Annotated in this window: 9 protein-coding genes; 4 read left to right on the top strand and 5 right to left on the bottom strand. The window is 56.6% G+C overall.

What is annotated here, in order from left to right; all coding sequences use genetic code 11:
• Positions 1 to 61: 61 nt before the first annotated feature.
• A complete protein-coding gene (locus AC2FLD_RS18405; protein WP_496672305.1) occupies positions 62 to 1,570 on the top strand; it encodes a UbiD family decarboxylase in 1,509 nt (502 codons plus the stop codon).
• 5 nt (positions 1,571 to 1,575) lie between these two features.
• Positions 1,576 to 2,157: a UbiX family flavin prenyltransferase gene (locus AC2FLD_RS18400; protein ID WP_496672308.1), complete on the top strand. Its 582-nt coding sequence runs from the start codon at positions 1,576 to 1,578 to the stop codon at positions 2,155 to 2,157.
• A gap of 110 nt (positions 2,158 to 2,267) precedes the next feature.
• On the opposite strand, the gene AC2FLD_RS18395 is transcribed toward AC2FLD_RS18400, so the two are convergent.
• The gene (locus AC2FLD_RS18395) at positions 2,268 to 6,242 is read right to left on the bottom strand and encodes an AAA family ATPase (protein ID WP_496672228.1); all 3,975 of its coding nucleotides are present in this window, start codon (positions 6,240 to 6,242) and stop codon (positions 2,268 to 2,270) included.
• A gap of 365 nt (positions 6,243 to 6,607) precedes the next feature.
• Between AC2FLD_RS18395 and AC2FLD_RS18390 the strand changes: the two genes are divergently transcribed.
• Positions 6,608 to 12,352: an alpha/beta fold hydrolase gene (locus AC2FLD_RS18390; protein WP_496672231.1), complete on the top strand. Its 5,745-nt coding sequence runs from the start codon at positions 6,608 to 6,610 to the stop codon at positions 12,350 to 12,352.
• 151 nt (positions 12,353 to 12,503) lie between these two features.
• Positions 12,504 to 12,635, top strand: a complete 132-nt coding sequence (locus tag AC2FLD_RS18385) for a hypothetical protein (RefSeq protein ID WP_496672234.1) — start codon at positions 12,504 to 12,506, stop codon at positions 12,633 to 12,635.
• A 409-nt stretch (positions 12,636 to 13,044) separates the two neighbouring features.
• Here AC2FLD_RS18385 and AC2FLD_RS18380 read toward each other — a convergent pair whose 3' ends face one another.
• The 4 genes from AC2FLD_RS18380 to AC2FLD_RS18365 are packed head-to-tail and all read right to left on the bottom strand — an operon-like array spanning position 13,045 to position 16,818.
• A complete protein-coding gene (locus AC2FLD_RS18380; protein WP_496672236.1) occupies positions 13,045 to 13,854 on the bottom strand; it encodes an NAD-dependent epimerase/dehydratase family protein in 810 nt (269 codons plus the stop codon).
• Positions 13,842 to 14,732, bottom strand: a complete 891-nt coding sequence (locus AC2FLD_RS18375) for a hypothetical protein (protein ID WP_496672239.1) — start codon at positions 14,730 to 14,732, stop codon at positions 13,842 to 13,844. Before AC2FLD_RS18375 ends, AC2FLD_RS18380 begins: the two co-directional genes overlap by 13 nt.
• Positions 14,733 to 14,784: 52 nt before the next feature.
• Complete coding sequence (locus AC2FLD_RS18370; protein ID WP_058275445.1) at positions 14,785 to 15,780, bottom strand: substrate-binding domain-containing protein; 996 nt, start codon at positions 15,778 to 15,780, stop codon at positions 14,785 to 14,787.
• 51 nt (positions 15,781 to 15,831) lie between these two features.
• Positions 15,832 to 16,818, bottom strand: coding sequence for an ABC transporter permease (locus AC2FLD_RS18365; protein WP_496672311.1), 987 nt, complete (start codon positions 16,816 to 16,818; stop codon positions 15,832 to 15,834).
• Position 16,819: the final 1 nt, after the last annotated feature.

The following is a 16,819-nucleotide window of genomic DNA, read 5'->3' as shown; positions in this document are numbered from 1 at the left end:
TTGTCAATTCGATGCCGAGGTTTCGCTGCTAGGGGATCGGAACCACCGACGGAGCAAGACCATTCGCACCCTTCCGCAATACCCCAGCCTTCGACATTTTCTGAAATGGTGTGACGAAAACGGGCAATTCAGGCATATCCCTGACCCGGTTTCAGTGTGCCATCAGATGACTGCCGTTCACCGAGCGGTGTTAGAGGCCAAGGGGCCGGTCCTGCTATTTGATCAGCCAACGGGTTTCCCTGCGAGAGGGTCCTCGATTCCCGTTGTGACCAATTTGTTTGGAACAACGGAACGGGTTGCCGCCGGTTTGGGTGTTTCGCTTGACGGGTTGGACGATCTGGGCAGTTTTCTGGCTGCGTTGCGGGCGCCGACACCTCCGGACGGGTTGCGGGACGCGCTGTCGCGGTGGCCAGTACTGAAGGCGGCTCTGTCCACACGGCCAAAGGTTGTCAAAACTGCACCTGTCCAACATGCTTGCCACAGTGGACCTGATGTGGATCTACGCGCGCTGCCAATACAAACGCACTGGCCGGAAGACGCAGGGCCGCTGATTACATGGCCCGTTGTCCTGACTCGGCCTTATGGCAGCGAACCCAATGCCGCGCAGGGCTATAACGCAGGTGTCTATCGCGTTCAGGTACTGGATCGAAACCGCCTGATCATGCGCTGGCTGCCCCATCGCGGTGGGGCTGGTCACCACCGAGGCTGGGCGCGGAACAATAAAAAAATGCCGGTCGCAATCGTCCTCGGCGCGAACCCTGCGACGTTGTTGTCGGCGGCCCTGCCATTGCCGGAAACTGTGTCTGAATTGACGTTTGCAGGTGCGCTGAACCAAAGCCGCCCACGCCTAGTCCCTGCACGAACTGTTCCAATGTTGGTTCCGGCAGATGCCGAGATCATTCTGGAGGGATGGGTTTCACCAAACGAAATGGCACCTGAAGGGCCTTTTGGCGATCACACGGGGTATTACAATCCTGCCGAGCCATTCCCTGTAATGCATGTCACCGCAGTGACTTATCGCGAAGCGCCTTTGTACCTGTCCACCTATACCGGGCGACCGCCGGACGAGCCGGCGATCATTGGCGAGGTGTTCAATCGTCTGGCTTTGCCGACGATCCGTGCGCAGATTCCTGAAATCTGCGATCTTTGGTTACCGCCAGCCGCCTGTTCTTATCGCATTGCGATCGTTGCCATCGATAAACGGTATCCGGGGCAGGCGCGTCGCGTGATGATGGCCCTGTGGGGGATGCTGCCGCAATTCAGCTATACAAAGATGATTGTTGCCGTCGACGCTGACATCAGCACCCGAAACTGGGATGACATTGCCTGGGCGCTTGCTACGCGCATGGACCCTGGCCGCGATGTGATCACTTTAGACAGAACACCAATGGATTACCTCGATTTCGCGTCACCCGAGCCTGGTCTCGCAGGAAAGATTGGCCTGGACGCGACGACCAAGATTCAAAGCGAAACGAAACGGGAATGGGGAACGGTCATGCGCAGTTCTGAAGCGGATCTGGAATTCGCGCAAAACCTTGTAAACAAAAGAATGCCGGAGTTGCAGCCATGAAGCAGATTCGGGTTGTTCTGGGCGTATCTGGGGCCTCGGGGGCGGCTCTTGGCCCAGCGGTTGCACGGCGATTGGCGGCCGCAGGTGTAGAAACAGACCTTGTTGTCAGTGCAGCTGCCAAGCTCACGTTACACCAAGAGTGCGGTCCCACTGCGTTTGCGGATTTGCAACGACTTGTCTCTCGGACTCATGCCTCAGATGACATAGGAGCTTCGATCGCGTCCGGTTCCGTCCCTGTGTCGGGTATGATCGTCGCGCCGTGTTCCATGCGCACACTGGCCGCCATAGCGCATGGGTTGGATGATAACCTGTTGACCCGTGCCGCCAGTGTTCAACTTAAGGAGCGCAGGCCGCTGGTTCTGTTGGCCCGCGAGGCGCCTCTGACCCTTGCACATCTGCGCAATATGACGGCCGTTGCCGAAATGGGGGCCATTATCATGCCGCCAGTACCTGCCTTCTACCTGAAGCCGGTCAATCTTGTTGAGATCATTGACCAAATTGCAAGCCGCGCTGTGGATAGCCTGAAAATCAGCGACCCGATGGCCCGGCAATGGCATCCTGCAAACTCAGGTTCGGTTTCATCCTAAAGGCTTGGCTTTGCACCAGTGGCGGGAAATCGCGGGGGGCTAACTCTAAAGCGACTACACGGTTGATCTGATGTCTTGCGGAATTCCCTTTCAGAACCGGCCAGTCAGTTTCAACGTGTCTGCCAGCGGCGGATTTCTGCATTTAGCAATGTTGCATCCTTACGCAGTTGAAGCTTGTCGGCCCAGTCCCGCGCTTGCTTCCATTCGGACATCGCTTCGCCCTGGGCTCCGTCCAGAAATTGGCTGAGCCCACGCCAAAGCCCAAGCTGTGCCTTTCCGACGGGAAAGACCTTGCTGTAGCGTAACAGCTTTGCGAGCGCGCGCGCTTCCAAGTCGCGTTTTTCGTTTTGGTTTGACCACAAACCCGCTTCCCGACCGCGCAGAAGGACTTCGAGCACGCTCGAAATTCCGACGATCACGCTGTGTGAGGATGGCCGACGCATCTGGTCGAGGAACTCCATGGTTGTCACCGCAGCGTCGTAGCTTTCGGAATGTTTGCCAATCCGCGTCAAAGCAAGCGCCATCGCACCTGTCGCCGAAATCCGGGCTGCAATATCGGCGGATTCAGACATGCTCGTGTTTGCCACATGCAGCAGATCGACGGCCTGACGCGGATTGTCGATATGCAGCAGGTAAAGCGCCTTGCAGCGAAGCGCCCAAATTTCTTGCTGAATGTTTCCGGCGTTTTGCGCCCGCAGAAGAAGCAGACGCGTCGTCTCTTCCAGCGCATCGAGATTGCCGCGATAGTATTGCGACCAGAAACGAATGCCTTGCGCGTTGCACCACCGAAGCTGATCGCCAGATTCCAGTGCAAGTTTTTGGGCCTGATCAATACGTTTGTCGAGCATGCCCCAATCGCAAACACCCACGCGCCAGAGCGCATCGAGCGTACATACATGCGATTGCAGCGCGGGGTCTTCCAGTTTGATCGCCACGTCTTCGGCGCGGTTCATCAGTCGGGCGTTCATCCTGCGCCATCCCATCATGCCAAGCCCTGCAGCCAACTGACAGTTGGACAAAACCGTTTCAACAGACACGTCGGTCCACTCTGCCCGGATAACAGCGCCCAGCAGATTGCACATGCCACGCGCGAACCTCAGTTCAAAATAGTCGACGGTTGCTGCCTGGTTCAGGCACCGAGCGATTTCACCATTCCATCGCGCCCCGTCAGTATCTGAGCGAAAGTCGCGGCTTTGTGGCAAGGCTTGGCGGGTTAGGATACGCAAGCCGCGTGTGGCCAGGTGCAGGCCAATGGACACGGCCGAGTTCGGTACGGTGTGCCCCGCCACGTCAAGAGCCGAGCGAATGGCCACGCCCTGTGCCTGGATGTCGCCACGCCCATAATGCGCCTCTGCTAACTGCCGTCGCCACGTCACCGATCGCAGCCTTTGCTCGGGTGTCCAACTGCTGTGCGGAGGCTCGTGATCCAGACAAATGGCGAGGAAAGATTCCACTTCGCGATAGGCACCACTGCGCAATGCACTGGTCGCGGCGCTATCGGCATATTTGACAGCCTGATCGTATGCGCCCGCAGCTTCGAAATGCCGGGCCAGGGTCGCGATGCCGTTTGCAGTCGCATCGGGTTGTTCCAGTTCCAGCCACGTGGCCAAGGACTTGTGCAGATGTCGCCGACGATCATTGGTAATCGAATTGTAGACAACATCCCGAATCTGATCGTGCCGAAACTGGTACAGGCTTTCCTGTTGTTGGCGCACGATAAGTTGCGCGTCGACAAGGCGCTGTAGCGCCGTAGCCACCGAGTGTCCCAGAAGCGCTTGCAGAGGCCGTTCTGCAAACGTGCGACCAATGATCGATGCTGCGCTCAGAACTTCGCGAGAGGCACCATCGAGTTGTTCGAAACGTTCCCGGATCACTCTTTCGATGCCCTCGAAATAGCCGAGGTCGGGCAGGGGGCGCGCCGACTGCCAGTGGCCGTCACGCTCGAAGATCATTCCCTCGCTTTTCAACGACAAGGCGATCTCTTCTGCAAATAACGGGTTCCCGCTTGCCAGTGACAATATCTGATGTTCGATTTCCGCCCCTGCTGGCGTGCCGTCCAGAGTCCGCGTTATCAGCTGACGCATCGAGGTTTCGTCCAGTTCCGTAAGATCGACGCGGCGATAATACTGCGCCAGGTCAGCCGGGCTTGGCGTAGCGCCCAATGCAATTTCTTCCGCGCTCCGGCTTAAATCGGACAGGGGTTGCGGTATTTCACCTGCGCGGACGCAAAGGACCACCAGTAGCGTGTCGAGAGAGGTTAGAACCCATTCGACAAGACGCCAAGAAGCCGAGTCCAGCCATTGACTGTCCTCCAAAACAAACGCGACCGGGCGCGGTGCCAGTAACCCGACGATGTCGGCGATCAAACGCATCGTCGCATCGGCTCTGTGGGCACCTGACAGGTGCATCGTGTTTTGAGATTCAGGCAATTCGATCGCCAGCACGTCGCTGAGCAAAGGCAAGCCTGCAGCAATTCGGGCGTCGTCGCCAACGTGCTGCTGAATCACGTCAAAGACAGCTTGACCATCTCGTAGATCTTGCAGACCGGTCAGGGCGTGCAGCAGTTGCCGCCATACGTGGAGTGAGCTTCGCCGGTCATCCCGTTCGGCGCGCGCAACAAAAACCGAGGCCCCACGTTCCTTCAGACCGTCTTCAAAGGCATTGATCAGCGTCGTCTTGCCAGTGCCCGGCTCGCCGACGACGACAACAAGTCGTTTTGCACCTGAACTGACGTGCTCAAACGCTGTATTGAGGAATTCGAGCTCCGAACCGCGCCCGATCAGTTTTGTCTCGCGCTCCATCTGTTGGCGTCGTGGAGCCGGGTGAAAGACCGGAACAACTTCACCAAGGCCGGTCAGTTGCAGCGATCTGCTTTGTGTGAATTCGAACTCACCTCGAGCCAGCCGTTGTGTCCGTGAGTCGCACAGTATGTCGTCGTCAACTTGCGCCATCAGACGCGCGGCGCGGTTGACCGACTGTCCGAACAGCATCGGTTGAAGCCTTTTGGAACTGCCCGCCACCCTGTAAAGCGCATCACCAGTTGCTACACCGACGGCAGCGCGCAACTTTCTTCGGTGGGCCAGGGCGACGATCGCCTGGGCCATGTCCAGTGCGCGTCGCGGGTCATCACGATGGAAAACGCCAGGCCCGCCAAAGCCGGCAAGGCAGACCAGACCATTCCCATCAAAGAAGAACTCACTTGCTGGCCCGTCCCGTGCGCGTAGCTCTAATTGTATGTCGCGACACAGGTCATGCAGGTCTGTCAGGTCAATAACCTCGTTAGGATGCTCTTCAGCGGGGCGGGTTAATCGGGCAAAGAGAACTGACACGGGCCTGATCTCGGAATTGCCCGACGAACTGACAGACGGGTCAGGTGTTCCTTGCACGTACCCTGATTCCATCGAGTTCCGCACAGATGGGGGCACGAATCCAAGCAGCCAGTCCGTGTCGGGATCAACGTCGCGGTTGACAGGCGGTGCAGCGGGTGTCCATTTTGCCTCGTCGGTACTGCCATAGGCCAATTGTGCCGTTTCGGATAATGCGACTTCGCCCACGCCCGTCTGGTCGAGCGCGCGCGCAGCCTGATCCAGCGCATCACCGCCGATCACAAGGTTCCAAATCGGATCGCCGCCAACTGCCAGAAGCCTAAGGTCGCCATGGCCGATGCCCGCATGGAAAGCGGTTTCTTCCGCCGTTCCAAGGGTTTCGGTGCCAAGGTCAGTCTGGCCGCAAATCGTGTCCGCAAATCGCTTGGCCTGAACGACAGCGCGCTGTGCCCCTGCTTTGTCGTCCGGCCAAAAGGCCAAAATGGAATCACCCGTGAATCTGACAACCTCACCATCAAGCGAAATGATCAAGTCGACGCAGCGCGTGTAAGACTGGTTGAGAAGCCTGCCGATCTGTTCCAGCCCCGCTTGCCCGCGTTGTGATGCACGCTCGACCAGGGCTGTGGACCGTGACACATCGATCAGGAGTGTTGCACCCGACAGGTTTACCTCTGCGGGCCGCGAACCGTCTGTGCCATGCAACCGTTTCAAAAGGGAAAGAGGAAGCAGATTGTCAAGCGTAATCAACGCGTTTTCCAAGACAAACCTCCGGTCCCACCAATACTCGAAACGTCTCCGCGCTGCCGTGCCAGCGTGCAAACAAAGCTGGCAGGCGATCAATCGACGAGCTGCCTGCCCGGGGCCAGTTTTGCACAGAATCCGCGATTTATGAATGTTCAGCCAATACACCGGTGAATTTCACCAAGGAACGCCGGTCAGTAGTGTCGCGCGAAGACCGCCTGGAAATGTGCTATAATGCCAAGTGGGACGTCTGACGCATCTCTCTTTTTCTCTTCGTGGTTTCGCGAGTCCCAGCCGAATTGATCGGCGATGCAACTGGATCCTGGTCCGATCTAGTACTGCGTTGCGCTATCGTTTTCCGGGCCAAACAAACAGGTTCATTAATGAGTAGTTTTGATACGGAATCTCGGACGGCCTGGATATCAAAAGGGTTCGAACACCTTGCAGCTGAAGTCAGTGCCGCACCCAATAATGAGGTTCATTTCGACGTTCTCATCATCGGCAGCGGTTATGGTGGGGCGGTGGCCGCAGCAACCCTTGCTGGGCGCTCCAACGGCGGGTCACTTGTCCGGGTTGGAGTGCTGGAACGCGGAAACGAATACTTGCCGGGGGCCTTTCCCAGTGGTCTTGCCGAACTGCCAACATATCTGAGACGGGATGGCAACCGGCAGGGGCTTTTTGATGTCAGGTTAGGCCCCAAGGTTAATGTGGTTGTTGCAAATGGCCTTGGCGGCGGGTCGCTTATCAATGCAGGGGTCATGGAAACGCCGTCTCCTGACCGGTTCCAGTCCGGATGGCCAGCTGAACTCTCGACCTTCACCACGTGGCAGAATTTCTACGATGAGGCGGCAGAAATGCTGGGGGCCAGGATCGGAGGCGTGCCCAACCAGATCGGCAATCACCCGGACGGGCCGCTTGAAAAACATCAGGCGCTAGAAAGTATGGCACCGTCACACTTTCGGTCGGCTGACATTACCGTCGCCATGACGAACCGGACAAACGGAGCGAATGTCCGGCTCAAGAAGTGCATCAGGTGCGGCGACTGTGCCACGGGATGCAATTTTGGAGCAAAAGAATCGCTGGATCTCGGCTTGCTGGTGCAAGCGCATCAGGCCGGGGCCGAGATTTTTTGCGGTGGCACTGTTTTATACGTTTCAAAAGATGGGGATAACTGGATTGCGAACACGGTTTTCACCGACAAAAACCTGCGCCTGCGCGAGAATTCGGTCACCCGTATTCGGGCATCGAAAATCATCATCGCGGCTGGCACGATGGGGTCGAATGAAATCCTTGCACGTTCTCATGCGAATGGGTTGGCTTTGTCGGCACAAATGCTGGGGCAACGCTGTTCGACCAATGGTGACATGCTTGCAGCTGATTTTTCGACAAGCTCCGAGGTCAACACGGTCGCCGATGAGGCCGTTCAACCGTCGACCCGAAATATTGGCCCGACCATCACCGGGGTGATCGACCTGCGCGAGGACAAGGGCGTTCTGATTCAGGAGATTTCGGTTCCGGCCTCACTTCGCGTGGTCTTTGGTGAAGTTTTCGGGTCCGTCAACGCGCTCCATGCGTTGCAGGACATTGACTGGTCTTCGCACGGAACCGGATTCCCGAGCGATGATGGTTATGCCATTCCACCGCAGTCGATCAAACAGACTGCTGTCTTTGCTATTATGGGCGACGATGGCGCGAAAGGTGAGATTGAGGTTCGGAACAAGTCCAAGGACTTCGAGGTTGACGGAACCGCGCGAATGCTATGGCCGGGCGACGAACCGTCAACCTTCGTCAATGGTGTTGATACCCTTTCCAACCTGACGACCGGGTCGGGTGGGCGGTTCATAGCAAACCCGGCGTGGCGGCTTTTACCAGAAGATCTTTCGTTTCTGACCGGAGGCCAGCGCGGCCCGGTTACAACCGTTCACCCGCTGGGGGGGCTGATAATGGCCGATCATGGCTCTGACGGGGTGGTGAACCCGACCGGCCGGGTCTTCAGGTCCGACAGTTCCCCGGATGCCTATGAGGGGCTTGTCGTGCTGGACGGGTCGATTGTTCCAACTGCGCTTGGAACGAACCCGGCTCTGACAATCGCGGCGCTGGCGCTGCGATCAGCCAGACATCTGGCCGCATTCTGGGGATACGATCCCGCGCAACCCCCGGCACCACAATCGCAACCGTTCGAACGCCCGGTATTTCGTGAGACGGACCATGCCGTTGAGCCCGAGCCGACCGAGGTCGAGGTCATAGAACGCCTGCACGGCCCGGTCCGGTTTTCTCCGCAGGGCAAACCGCCGGGCCTGTTTGTTGTCGAGTTGACAATGCGTTTCGAGCCCAAACCGGTGCAAAGCTTGAATCCCGGGCAGCCTGGGCTTCCGATGCTCGATGTTTCCACGTCGACCGGCGAGCGACTGATCCAGAGTGAGATCAGGGTTTTTGACAAGAATGAGTGGGACCAATTGGCCAGGAAATGGGACCCGCCGACCGTGCGAGAGCTGAAGCTCGACGCTATGGCAAAGTTCCGGGCACCGCTTAGCGGAACGCTCAAGGTGCTGGAGCGGGAAAACAGTTGGTTCCTTGGTCGGATCTGGCGCGCAGGACGCGCCTGGTTCTGGAATCGCGGGCTCAGGGACATTTATCAGGCCGCTTTTGACGGCGGCTCCGGCCCGCCGGGGCCGGGTTTTCTGAGCAGGATCAAATCTGGCTTCGCCATTGCCAGTCGCGCGGGCGAGGTCCGCAGATTTGTCTATGATCTTCAGGTTGGAACCGCGGCACCGGGCGGAGATTTCACGCTGTCAGGAGACCGTATCGTCGGGATAAAACGCTTCACTTACAATCGGCGCGGAAACCCCTGGCGTCAGCTTATGGAAATCGAGTTGGAGGGGTTTCCTGGAATTGATACTGCGCATCCGCGCGTTCTGAAACTCGATACCGCGTATCTGGCGCGGATTGGCGTTCCGTTGTTCCGCATTGTGAAACAAGCGGACTCGGTTAAGGCGATCGCCGATCTTGGCGGCTTTTTGGGCTATTTCCTGCGTCTCTTGCTTGGCATCCATATCTGGAGCTTCCGCGCGCCGGACGAATGGCCATCCGAACCGCAGGTGGATTTTGAACCACCTGCCAAGCTGAAACTCTCTGTCGGTTTGCCCGTCACGGCAGAGCCGCACTTTGATGAAGGAGCGATCCTGCCAGAGAAACCAGCGCTTTCGGCATCGGATGAATTGATCGAAGGTAAGGTGCGTATCACCCGGTATCGAAACTCAAACACCACAAAACGCCCTGTGGTGATGTTTCACGGTTACAGCGCCGGCGGAACGACCTTTGCCCACAAGGCCGTCACGCCGAACATTGCAAGCCATCTGTACGAAAGCGGACGTGACGTGATGATCGCCGACATGCGCACGAGCCCATACTTCAAGCAGACGGCAAAGCAGCCTTGGGCCTTTGAGCAGATCGCAAAGCAGGATGTTCATTGGGTTATCGACAAGGCATTGGAACTCACCGGGGCTCAGCAAGTGGATGTGGTGGCGCATTGCATGGGCACGATCGTTGTCAGTCAGGCGATTTTGGAGTCTGCGCAAGGGAATCCCCCGGCGGACGCATTGTTCACGAAAATCGGGCGCATGGCCTTTACGCAAGTGGGACCGCTTGTTGTGTTTTCCCCCATCAACATCCTGCGCGGCTACGTTATGCGCTATCTGTTGGAATTCCTGCCTGACGCGTACGAGTTCCGGCCTGAAAACCCGACGCTGGCCGACGACCTATGGGATCGTGTCGTCACCACCTTGCCTTACCCGGTAGAGGAATTTGACATCGAGAACCCGATCCTGCCCTGGAAGCGGACACCTTGGACACGCACGCGGCATCGGATGGATGCGCTGTACGGGCGCGACTTCACTGCCGCACGGATGGAAGACGGGGTCCTTAACCATATCGACGATCATTTTGGTGCTCTGAGCCTGCGCACTGTTGCATCGACCCTGCATTTTGCACGCCATGATCTGATGACCGACCATCGTGGCCGCAACGCGTTGGTGTCCCGGGATTTGCTGGAGAAAGGTTTGAAAAAGATCCCGATTCTGAGCGTGCATGGTAGCGACAATGGGCTGTCCAATGTCGCGACGGTGGATCGGATGGAGCAGATCCTGCATGATGCCGGTGTCCAGTATCTCACACCCAAGATCATTGAGGGGGCGGGGCATCAAGATTGTTTGATCGGCGCGGATCGATTGGAAACGTTCGAAAATATTAGAACGTTCCTTGATGCTGATGTGGGCCAGAACAATCACGTTCGAAACGAAGAGCGAGTCGCCTATCCCCCGTGGATCGGGCCGATCATGACGCTTGAGGAACCGGACAATGTTGCCGAAGAAGAATACATCGCTCGGATCGGCGCGGCACCATCGCATCGCAAACCCGAAGGGGTCGTATTGCTGCGGATTCACGTTTCCGGAAACAGCATCCTGAAACCGGACCAGACCGGCCCGTGGACAGAGGACGACATCCTCGATTCCATGGCCGTGTACCGTTCGGATCAGCTTGAGCAGAATTTGTGGGATGCGTTCGAGATTCCCGCAGCGCATGTCATGCCGAACTATGATCCTGCGAATCCCGGAAACGCGACACTGATCCTTATCGTCTACGACGAAGCGCGGGGCCTCGCGCCGGTCGTCGCAGCGCGTTATTACATGGTCGAAAACAGGCAGGCCCTGAAGGAATTTGATCGCACCGGCAAGCGGTCTGATGTGGTGTCGCGCGAAATCACGCTAGAGAGCTTTCAGGCCATGCGCGACGCGGTGGCAGACGCGTTGGCCCGCCAACTTTCAATGGAAAGACCAGAGGGCGAGAAACCGGACAAAGGCAAAAACTATAAAGGTTTGCGCACGGTCAACCGATTGATGATCGACCCTGCCGCGGCGACCGGCGTAATTCAGCAAGCGGTCACGGAAATGCAGTTTGGTCCCGTTACGGTTTTTGGTACAGCCGCGCTGGAAAGTCTTCGCGATCAGAGTTTCGATTTGCATGATGGAATCGTGCCGGATCGAAAACCGCCAATCGGGGCAGATACCACGCGGTTCGTGTTCGGATCCTGTCAGTACCCCGCCGGGATGTTCGACGGTCCGACGGCCTACAGGTCCTACGCGGGTCTGGCGCATCGCCTGCGCGGTCCTGCTGCGACTGCCCCACGTTTCATGCTGTTTGTAGGTGACCAGATCTATTCTGATGCTACCGCGGGGGTTTTTGACCCGAGAGATCAGGATGACCGCTATCGCACACCCTACGAGAATTGGCTGCGCGCCAACCCGGTCAGAACCGCGCTTCGGTCGGGCCCATCGTACATGTTGCTCGATGATCATGAGTTGGTCGACAATTGGGAGCCGTCGGGACAGCCGCCTGCCACTTGGTTTGCGACCGCAGTTGACGCTTACGAGAAATACCAACACGGCCTGCGCGCGAACCGGGTTGAGTTCGATTTTGACGGTTTCCCGTTCTTCCTGCTGGACACACGCACGGATAGAAGCAGGCGGCAGGTCAACAGCCTGGGCGTTGCCAAACTGTTTGACGCTGATCCACTGAACACAAATATGGCCGCGCTAAAGACGTTCCTCAGCAGCCACGATGGGCCAAAGTTCGTCATCACACCTTCGCTCTTTCTGCCGCGCCACAGGCGGGCCGTGCAGCGTGACACGTCGCTCGACCCAACGAACCTCAGCGCCATCCATTCCGACGGTTGGGACGGCTACCTTGCAACGATGCAAGAGGTGCTGCTTCACATCGCAAAAAACGAGATCTCTCATGTTGTTTTCCTTTCCGGCGATGAACACCGCGCGTGTTTCGCGACGGTCGACCTCAGCGAGACGAACGGAGACCACGTCGCGCGGTTTGTGTCGGTTCACACATCGGCCTTATGGGCACCGTTTCCTTTCGCGAACGGGAAGGCCGAAGACACAGTGGATCAGGAGACCTTTACAGTCGCTGATAATGTCGATCAGTTCACCTGTTCCGTAACCACAGACCGACCTGCGCCAGGCGATGGTCCGACATATATATATGTGGGCCGCAACGAGCAGGATTGGATTCTGGAAGTCGAGTATTCAGATGGAACGACGCAGAGCACAATTCTCACCTGATCCGCCTCCTCAGATCGATCAAACACTTGTCCGCAACGTCATCAAAACGCGCCGGTGGTTGGCCATGATTGTTGTTGGCTGAACGTTCTCAAAAATCGCGGAAGAAGAAGGTAACTCCAAGCGCCGTGTTCAGGATGATGTCGACCTGGCAATGCTGGCGCTTGATGTTCTGGATGCCATCGCTGCGGGCGATCAGCCTGACGGCCTGACCACGGATTACCTGATCAAGTCGAGCTTTCCGGCAATCTGGTCAGCTCAACGCAAGCAGTTCGCCGGGCTCTGATCTCAAACTTCTTCTAAAACAACCTAACTCATACCATAGGAATCGCGAACTCGGACTGTGGCCGAATATCGACCATTGTTGCGCTCACATTCGAGTCTCAACTGAATACGTCAGAAGCTAAACTGCTAAAAATGCGCCACAATTAGAGGCGACATATTCAGTGCGTGATATTAGGGAAAATCATGGCTGGGGTGGTAGGATTTTTTTTCAACATATTGAAAATTAACAAAATAAAGGAAATGGGGTCAATGGGAAATGTTCGGAAATTGGTTTGAGTCCAGTACCGTGTAGCACTTCTCTGTTTTGAATTGCTTTGGAATTAAGAAGTAGAAATGACACGGCGATGAGGGCTGCAACTACTCTCGAACTGCCCGGAACGCAGAGCATCAAAAACTTCAAGGTACCGCTTTTACCAATGCGGAAGTCTCTTCTCAAAAAACTCAACGATGCGAAATGAGAAAAGCCTTTTGATTGAGGTTCTCATTGCGATGGCGGATGTCATTTTCGCGGGGCTTCCATCTTGCGGATCGTACCCGATTTTCCGTTTTGTTTCGGCGATATCCCAACGCATGCCAGGATTGTCTGACATAAGATTTAGGGCGGCAAACGCGACGTCCTTTGCGTCTATCGCTGCGCGCATGCCGTTTAGGAAATCCCGATCGCTCAGCCACATCTCCTGACCCCAACGGCCCATCGCCATATGCGGTCCAGGCTTGTTGTCATAGGTCCATTGGGTCCAGCCGATACGCAGGCAGATGACCGAAAGCCCATGATTCTGCGCAAAGTAAGCTCCGGTCCGTTCGCAAAACAGCTTTGACATGCCATAGGCGTTCACCGGTCCTGGAGGCGTGTCGCTTTTCAAAGCATCAGTGGTGAAACGCTTGTCCCCGTGGACCCAGTTCGAACTGGCGAGAACCACACGTTTGACACCCATCGCTACTGCATGATGATAGAGCTTAAGAGTCGCATCCATGTTGTGCTTGATCGCTGATGACCAGCTTGCGGCAGGCTCACGGTCTCCGGCCAGATGGACGATTACATCGACACCTTCCAGAAGTTTGATCCAGATTGGGTCACCAGACAGATCCGCGATATGTATATCCGGGTGATCAACCGAGCGAATGTCGATCCCTGACACTATATAGTCAGGATCCGCCTCCAACACGTCGAAGAGTTTTCGACCCAAATGCCCACCTGCACCTGTAATCAGGACATGCATGATATATACTCCCTATTCGAGCCAAGAATTGGTGGATTGCTGTCTGGCCAAATTTCAAAGTCCTGACGAAACCTGAGCGTCTCATCCCGCGCCAAATCAGATTTTGGCGAGTGCCATTCGGCCTCACAGTAGGAATAGTCGCCCGAATTGAATATCTCTACGGGATACTTATGCATAAAGCTGTCGCTCGGTGCTGGCGGATGGGTTGAACAGAGTATCCAGGGGCCAGCTTTGCCGATCTTGATAAGCGTTTCCCCATCTGGGTTAGGAAGTCCAACCTTGAATTCTTGTTGTTTGGCGCAATCTGTAATGACGCAGTTTGCCGCCGGTTCAACCATTGATCCGGAGTGCCCAAAAACGGGGTAGATTTCGGGATCACCCATCGTAATCCCGATCGTGGCGGGCGTATTGACCATCATTACTGACCAAATGCCTGTTGCCCTGGAAACGTGACCGTGATTGGTCACACTATGCTCAATGCTCCACGCAGCGGCGGATTTCAGGGTGATGCGACGTGTCACGGACAGGTGCGAGACAGGGCAGATCTGGCTTGTCAATTCGACGTGAGTCTCATCTTGTGAGGTGACCAGATAGGGGCAGCTGTCGAGTGCCGTAAACGGGGCTCCATCCGTCCAGGCCGTATCCGGCGCAATCCAGGTTTTTTCCCCGCCCCAGAGAGGAAAACCAAATTGCGGTGAGCGTGAGGGCAACTCGGCCGGGTCGACTTCATCAATCGGCAAACCTACCAAGTCAGAGTTCTGAAACAGTAGCGATCGCCGCTGGAATATTACGTCCCACAAACGGCCACCAATTCCGGGCAGGATAACAAGCTCCAATTCGCCTTTTGTTAACTGCAGAACGGACCATCGATCAGGCATGAGGGGTTCCCGGGCGGTGACCCGGCGCAAAACTTCTGCGCCGGGAAAGCGTTTAGACGTGTTTGAATTGGGCGACGTTTTGCGCCGTTATCGGCATCACTCCAGTTTCCACGCGTTCTGGCAGTGGATTGATCCCGGCGGCCTTCCAATCCGGCAAGACCTTCAGTGCGTCCGTATTCTGCCAGTGCATCATGTGGAAGGCGAGGAAGATCTCGAGGTAGGATTTTTGAGCAACCGCACCGTGGATCGTGCCGTCTTCGATATAGGGCAGCATGTCATCGTTGCGGTCCATCGCGACGATCTTGATGTCCTTTCGACCAGCTTCGGTGACCGCGATGGCTGCGCCTTTGCCGCTGTCGCCGTCCGTACCACCAATGCCAACAATGTCAGGGTTGGCCTGGATAGCCTGAAGATAGGCCGTCGGAGCGTATGATGGGTCGGCTTTATCGTTGACGACGTCAACCACCTCAATGTCAGGATATTTCTCTGCAAAGATCTGTTTGTACCCTTCGACACGCTCCAGGGTAGACGGCGCTGGGAATGTACCAAGGATGACTTTTCCCTTTCCACCAATGGCTTCGGCCAGCATCTCGCCGCCGACGCGGCCAGCCTGAACGCCGTTGATGCCCAGGAACGTTGATCTGGGGCTGTCGGGAATGTCACCAATACAGCAAGTGATGGGGATGCCGGCTTCGACTGCGCGTTCCACGCCGGGCGCCAGCGTCGCCGGATCGCCTGGGAATATCAAGATGCCAGCGGGACGGCGGGCGATCAGTTCATCAAGCTGACGCGCCTGTGCTGCTGTGTCGAAATCCAGCGGACCGGTGAACGTGGCCTTGATACCCATCAGTTCTTCGAGGTCTTCCATCGCGTTGCGGTAATCCACCCAGAACGGCACCTGAGTTACGATGGAGAGAAAAACATATTCCTTACCAGCCGCCTGTGCCATAGCTTCTTTCGACAGGATTGGTAGTCCGAAGGCAGCGGCCAATCCTGCGGTTGTGCCCGCTGTCAGAAGCCTGCGCCGATTTACAGTCATCTCAGTCATTATGATCTCCCTTTTGGATGATTAGTAGTTTTCGGTTTCTTTTGATTGAGGTCAGCCCCGTTTACTGCGGATCAGCATGTCCAATGCGACGGCTGAGACGAGCACGCCACCGATGACAATCATTTGCCAGTAGATCGAAACGGCTTGCATGGTCATCGTGTTGTTGATCAAGGCAACGAACACGACGCCGAGGAATGCGCCGAGAATTGTGCCTTCGCCTCCGCGCAACGACGCACCACCGATAACGGCCGCAGCCAGCACCTGCAGTTCGATTCCATTGCCAGCTGTTGGCGTGCCGCTCATCAAGCGGGAGGCCAGCAGGACCCCAGCCAAGGCCGCCAAAACGCCGGTGAGCGCATAAAGGATGATGCGAACGCGTGTTACGTGGATGCCTGAAAGCATCGCAGCTTTTTCATTTGCACCTATGAAGTAGACCTGCCTGAAAAACCGGGTGTGGCGCACTGCCAGGTCAAAAATGATCACTAAAACGAGGGTCAGCAACACGATCACAGGAAAGCCGCCAATGTCGGTCTTGCCAATCCAGCCGAATGATGCGGGCAGACTGGAGACTGAGAAACCCTCGGTCAGAACCAGCGCGATGCCGCGCGCGATCGACATCGTCCCAAGTGTGGCGATCAATGGGTTGATCCCGAGTCCCGTGACAAGCAAACCATTCACAACCCCGATGACGCCGCCAAGAATCAGACCGCAGATCACCGCAAGCGGGATAGGCATGCCAGTCAGCAGCAACATGGCAACAACGGTGGAAGACAGTGCCATGACTGATCCAACCGAAAGATCGAACCCGCCAGACGCCAGCAGGATTGCCATGCCGATCACAATGATTGCAGTCGGGGCCATGCCCACAGCCACGGCCCGAAAGTTCGAGAAGCTGAAGAAATAGGGATTGACGTTGGCCATCACGATGATGATCGCGGCGATCAAAACGATTAGCGTCAGCTCACGGATGTCAACGAATGCCTGCAGGATGCGCCGCATAAGTGACCGTTTCTCGGAAATGTTGGCTTGAGCGACCATA

This window comes from Ruegeria sp. CDSA021 (assembly GCF_059612325.1).
This window is presented reverse-complemented; position numbering and strand designations above follow the sequence as displayed.